Origin of the sequence: Adonisia turfae CCMR0081 (assembly GCF_011009555.1) — a bacterium.
Lineage (GTDB): Bacteria > Cyanobacteriota > Cyanobacteriia > Phormidesmidales > Phormidesmidaceae > Leptothoe > Leptothoe turfae.
On sequence record NZ_QXHD01000004.1, the window covers coordinates 3,178,098 to 3,183,768 of the forward strand.

5 protein-coding genes and 1 pseudogene are annotated in these 5,671 nt (G+C 48.2%); 1 reads left to right on the top strand and 5 read right to left on the bottom strand.

Features of this window, described 5'->3' with window-relative positions; genetic code table 11:
- From DXZ20_RS17875 to DXZ20_RS17890, 5 genes and pseudogenes are all read right to left on the bottom strand, one after another.
- Nucleotides 1–667 (bottom strand): ABC transporter permease (locus DXZ20_RS17875; RefSeq protein WP_163703524.1); only part of this gene is annotated, 667 nt, incomplete at its 3' end.
- Between the two features lie 40 nt (nucleotides 668–707).
- Nucleotides 708–2,279, bottom strand: coding sequence for an ABC transporter substrate-binding protein (locus DXZ20_RS17880; protein ID WP_163668503.1), 1,572 nt, complete (start codon nucleotides 2,277–2,279; stop codon nucleotides 708–710).
- Nucleotides 2,280–2,529: 250 nt separating this feature from the next.
- Nucleotides 2,530–2,790 (bottom strand): annotated as a pseudogene (locus tag DXZ20_RS17885) (Uma2 family endonuclease); the annotation flags it as partial.
- A gap of 236 nt (nucleotides 2,791–3,026) precedes the next feature.
- Nucleotides 3,027–3,527 carry a class I tRNA ligase family protein gene (locus DXZ20_RS38745; RefSeq protein WP_431732081.1) on the bottom strand — a complete coding sequence of 167 codons (501 nt, stop codon included), beginning with the start codon at nucleotides 3,525–3,527 and terminating at the stop codon, nucleotides 3,027–3,029.
- Nucleotides 3,508–4,938 (bottom strand): class I tRNA ligase family protein, encoded by a 1,431-nt coding sequence (locus DXZ20_RS17890; RefSeq protein WP_431732082.1) that lies wholly within the window; start codon nucleotides 4,936–4,938, stop codon nucleotides 3,508–3,510. Before DXZ20_RS17890 ends, DXZ20_RS38745 begins: the two co-directional genes overlap by 20 nt.
- A 133-nt stretch (nucleotides 4,939–5,071) precedes the next feature.
- Here DXZ20_RS17890 and DXZ20_RS38255 point away from each other — a divergent pair, with 133 nt between their 5' ends.
- The gene (locus DXZ20_RS38255) at nucleotides 5,072–5,206 is read left to right on the top strand and encodes a hypothetical protein (protein ID WP_284681683.1); all 135 of its coding nucleotides are present in this window, start codon (nucleotides 5,072–5,074) and stop codon (nucleotides 5,204–5,206) included.
- Nucleotides 5,207–5,671: the final 465 nt, after the last annotated feature.

The window sequence follows — 5,671 nt, forward strand, 5'->3', positions numbered from 1 at the left end:
CTAAGCAAAACCAGGCATTGCCCATGCCAATGGTCAATCCACTGGCTATGCCAGGCAAGGCTCCTGGAATGACAATATCTTTGAAAACATGCCATTGATTGGCCCCTAGACATTGACCTACCCGAATCAGGACAATGTCGTGCAGAATATTCTCAACTGCACGAATTGTGCTGATCAAAACCGGGAAGAATGCGCCAATAAAGGTGATATAAATCATTCCCGTCTCAGCGTTGGGAAACATTAAGATGGCGAGTGGAATCCAGGCCACAGCCGGTATGGGTCTAAGCAGTTCTAATGCTGGCATTAAAAGGTCTTCAGCAATTTGAAACCAGCCAATAATAATCCCCAAGACGACCGCCAAAACAGATGCTACAGCAAACCCTACCAATACCCGTACCACGCTAGAGCGGATATGCACCCAGGGGTCACTGGTAAAGAAATCGACAGTGGCTTTTGCCACCTCCCATGGAGAGGGGATCAGCTGAAAGTTAATAAAGAACTTAAAGCCAATCATACATAGGATTTGCCAGATCCCAAAAAAGAGGGCCAGGGCGATAAACCGCCTGACAGAACGGCCTGACAAGATGACCTGTAGGGTTTGATATAAGCTTGACATCGGGCTAGAGCTACGAGCCCGAACGTGAGATTGAGGCAGGGTGCTGGCCATAGGAGAGAATTATTAAAGGAATGGTTGAGAGCATGTATTCTTAACCCGCCAACGCTGGTACAGCCTCCAACAGTGTCTGCTTCAAATCCTCCACAGTTAAACGGCTAATGCGAGCTGGCTGAGGTCCGTTGGCATAGGTCTGTAGCAGGCTCTTAAAGGTGGTTACCTGGCCACCGGACTCAGAGGCAAACGCCTGGGCATCGGCTTCTAGCAAAAAGGCCGATACTTCATCTCCATTTTTGACATAGTGAGAGTTCTCCGCAAACAGCTTCCAGCCTTTGTTGCGATCGTGGACAAAGATCACATCAGAAGCTTTGCCATCAGCCTGTAGCTCGTTGAGCTTTTTGATCATGTTAGGAATGGTGGCAAAATTAGTCACTGTGGGCTCTTCTTGGATCCACAGCTGGGCTGCCATTTTGGGCTCTTCAATTGGCTCGTTGGTGAGGGCGTCATTTCCGGTGATGACATAGCTTTCGCCCACTTCAATCACTTCGTCATAGTTCAAGCCCATGTTGTCCATGGCTGTTTTTAAGAAGCTTTCATCGACCCACTGGGTAACATCGTCTGGGTTGACCGGGGATTCAATTTTACCCAGACTAATCAACGTGGCAATACTGTTTTTGAGCGCTTCTAACTGCACTTCACCAATACTTGGGTTTATAGGCTGTAGCCCAGACGGCCCCAGAAACATATAAACGACTTCTTTCTCAATACCTGACCATTCTTCAATTTGGGCAGAGATCTCTTCGGGCTTCTCTTGAAACGTTTGGTTAGCTTCCAGCATTGCCTGAAGATAGGCCTGAACGATTTCGGGGTGCTCTTCGGCAAAATCCGAACGAACAACAATGCCGTGTAGGGTGGGAACGCCTGTTTGGGCTCCATCAAAAATCTTCTTGGCAAATCCTCGGAAGGGGAATAATTCTCCAAAGGGGACAAAGTCAGCGTGGGCATCAATTTGACCCGTACGTAGGCTGGTACCACCCACCTCCGGTGCTTGGCTAATCAGTTTGACATCTGACTCTGGGTCAATACCAGCGTCGCTCAAGGCTTTGAGCACCATGCCGTGAGCTGCGGAGCCAAAAGGAACGGATACAGAGCCTCCTTTTAGATCCGCTAAAGAGGTGACATCACTATCCTTGGGAACAACAACCGCATTACCTGCTCCGTTAGGGCTATAGGCTAGGGTGCCAATAAATGTGGAGGTAACTCCCTCAACCTCCTCTTGGAATTTAATCAGATTAATAACGGCTGGAAAATCTCCCATTAAACCAATATCAATCTGGTCAGCAAGCATTTTGTTGGTAATAGGTGGTCCTGAGGTGTAGCTAGACCATTGAATATCGTATTCTACATTTTCGTATTTGCCTGTTGTTGGCAGATGTTTTTCCAATAGCCCTAATTCTCGTACGGTGGCACCGCCAACAGCCGTATTAATTACCTGGTCTTGGGTCCCAATAGAAATACGGATCACCTCTCCATTGCCAGTACTGGCTGTATTGGCTGCACCTTCGGCATTTTCGCTGGGGCCAGAGCAAGATGTAATCAAAACTGAAGAAAACGTCAGGGCACAAGAGAGAGAAAGTCTTCTGAACCAAAGATAATGAGGCTTCATGGCGGGGACTCCTATCAATTTGCTTCATTTAATCGATGATAACCATAAAGTATCTGTATCTCTATTTACAGATATCTTTTATCGAGGTGTTAGCTCAATAAGGGTTTTGATTAGACCCATAGATTTCTTTTATTGGTGTGCTTCTAGTTTTGTAGTGACCCCCAAAAAATTAGGACAGAGCTGAGAGAGCGTAAGCTAGAGTCCAAAGGCCCTGATCTTGCTTTTTAATGTGGGAGTGCTGCAGTGGACGTCATTTTGCCGAAGCCATGCAAATAGGCAGAGGAGATTTTAAAATTTCCACAGGCTGGCTCGGTCGATAAATCTCTACGGTCTGATCCTGGGGATTAAGCAACCATCCCAAACATACTCCATTTGCCTAGTACTCCTGCATTTTGGTCTGGAGTGTTGCCAAACTATCGGAAGCAGATCGTAACTCGATAACAAAGTCAGGGGCAATGGGTGGAAACTTTTGTTGTTCTGTGGGGTTAAGGGATTCCCAACGGCTACGTTTCTTCCTGGGATGAACGTTCAAATTTAACGTCAGGATTGGCACGACAAAGCTGGTAAAACGCTTCGTCGGTTAACCTCCCAATGGGATCAAGGGTAATGGTGAAGGCTGTCATGGCTGGAGGGTTAAGGCTAGCCGTTACTAGTTTGATTGTAGAAGATAGGCTGCGGAGGTCGGGGAGTAGGCGATGTATTGGGCGGCAGTCGCTTAGGTTGCCACTGCCGCATGTTTTGAAGTTCTTAGATGACCCAGTTGAGTACTTGGCCAGGCACATAGATCACTCGCTTGATGTCCCCGTCCTTTAGGTAGCGTTGCACGATCGCAGACTGCATGGCCTGGGCGGTGGCTTCGGCTTCAGACGCCTCTATGGCTAACTTCAAGGTGGTGCGGGTACGTCCGTTAATTTGCACCGCAATGGTCACCTGTTCCGATTGTATCTGGGCCAAATCAGCTTGTGGAAAGGGCTGCTGGTGAACCGAGTAAGGTTCTCCCAAGTGGTGCCAAAGTTCCTCAGCGATGTGAGGTGCAAAGGGGGCCAGCATCAACACCAAAGCGTGAACTTCTTCCCAAGCAGGCGTGTCCTTAGCTTCCAGATGATTTAGATAGCTCATCAAAGCAGCGATCGCCGTGTTGTACTTCAACTCCTGAATATCGGTATTCACCTTATGGATGGTTTGGTGCAGTTGCCGTTGCGACTCCCTATCCATCGACTGGCTGACCTCAGCAGCAAGATAAGTCATCACCAACTGCCAGATCCGATTTAAGTAAGAAGCGATGAACTCCCGTGATACCCTGATCGGAGAAATCGCCCCCTTGCTCGTACGGCCCCAAAAACATCAAGTAGACACGTAAGGTATCGGCCCCATAGGCCTCAATGTACTGATCGGGGGGCACCACGTTGCCCTTAGACTTGCTCATCTTGACCCCATTTTGGGTAATTAACCCATGGGCTCGGAAACGCCGAAACGGTTCCTCAAAGGGCAGGTAACCCAAATCATGCAACACCATTGTGATAAAGCGGGTGTACATGAGGTGCAAGACCGAGTGCTCAGCCCCACCGATGTACATATCCACCGGCAGCCAATGAGCCGTGATCTCGAGGTCAAAGGGAATGTCGGAACAATGGCTCGACGGATAGCGCAAGAAGTACCAGGCCGAATCTAAAAAATTGTCGGACACATCCGTTTCCCGACGAGCCTTGCTGCCACAACAAGGACAGGTGGTATTGACGAATTCAGGTATATCAGCCAAAGGTGAATTCCCTGTACCTTGAGGCAACCAGTTGTCCGTTTGGGGCAATTCCACAGGCAACTGGTCTTCAGGCACAGGCACTACGCCACAGGTGTCGCAATGAATAATCGGGATTGGTGGTCCCCAGTAGCGCTGTCGTGAGATCAACCAATCGCGCAAATGATAGTGGACCTCACCATCGGTTTCGGAACGACCAATCCAGTTTCGCTGAATCGCCTTCACGCGCTCGGACCAGTCCAAATTATCCAAATTGTCTAACAAACGTTGAGCATAGCGGGTGATTTTGAAAAACCACTGTTCCAACTCTCGTTTGGTCGCCTTGGTGCCACAGCGTTCACATTCGCCTTCCGCCACCTGCTCATCGGCCAACACCGTTTTGCAAGACGGGCACCAATTGACTGCGGCTCGTTTGCGCTCAGCTAATCCCGCTTTGAATAACTGCAAAAACAGCCACTGAGTCCATTTGTAGTAGGTCGGATCGGTCGTATTGACCTCATGGTTCCAGGCAAAGTGGTTGCCGATTCGCTTTAGTTGAGTTTCCCGAAACCGCTCCACATTCTGATCTGTGAGCTGTCGGGGATGAATACCTTGTTTGATGGCAAAGTTTTCGCTGTGGATACCAAAGGCATCGAAGCCCATCGGTTCAAAGACATCTTTACACTGCATGGCCATAAAGCGACCATAGATGTCGGCTCCGGTGAAAGCGTACACATTTCCCACATGCAACCCCGCCGCAGATGGGTAGGGAAACATCATCAAGTTGTAAAAAGGCGGTTGGTCGGGAGCTGCTCTGGCAGTATCGGTGTCGTAAATCTGGGTTTGCTGCCAGATGGCCTGCCAGTGAGCTTCAACAGAGCGATGGTTGTAGGTTTCAGAAAGTTGTCGAATGGCCGGATCCATACGATCCGGCGTTACAGGTCCCAGTGATACATGGTTTGTTCTCCCAATCGATAAAAAACTGCAAATTTTGGAACACGCTTATAGGATGGCATACAACAGCAAACATTGACTTTCCGTTGGAATCAATAACGTCTTGAATCCTGAAACGGATGTGGCCTATCCTCATCAGGTAAGCACGCTTGATCGTTATCGTGTCTACGATAAAGAAACATGTGGCTATGCTCCTGAGTTGATTGGCAGTATTTGGCTCAGTTTGATTGAAGACTGAAGTGGCGAATGGATTGAGGGCTTCCACTGGGTGCGAATTACCAGTTGCTGTATTCGCTACAACCTTTAATTGCTAAAGAATTGGTTGCATAACCGAGAAGATTCTGTTGCCCATGGACGGGCCATTGCAATTTAACAAAAATCTCTTCTGAGTAATCAGAAAAAAGTACGAAAGAAATAGATTTCTCGGTCCTATCAAAATTATTTTTTACTACGTCTTTAAGGAACTGGCTAGCCTGATCGTTCCAAAAGATATAAGCAAAGTCTCTAACACAGATGATTTTGACATAACGTAGAGCCAGCCCAAAATTGCTTGGGGTTCATCCAGCTGTTTGACTTCACAGCGTTCCAGATGTTTGATCACTGCAAAATCACACTAACTTCGGGCTCTTGGCGACTTTTGGTGATCCGAATGGGATGGCAAACCGTAAATAGGGATTGGCCTTCACGTGCATCCCATCATGGA

Excerpts from the sequence above, each read along its gene's own strand:
- DXZ20_RS17880 (WP_163668503.1), bottom strand. The coding sequence starts at position 2,279 with ATGAAGCCTCATTATCTTTGGTTCAGAAGACTTTCTCTCTCTTGTGCC.
- DXZ20_RS38745 (WP_431732081.1), bottom strand. The coding sequence starts at position 3,527 with ATGACTTATCTTGCTGCTGAGGTCAGCCAGTCGATGGATAGGGAGTCG.
- DXZ20_RS17890 (WP_431732082.1), bottom strand. The coding sequence starts at position 4,938 with ATGGATCCGGCCATTCGACAACTTTCTGAAACCTACAACCATCGCTCT.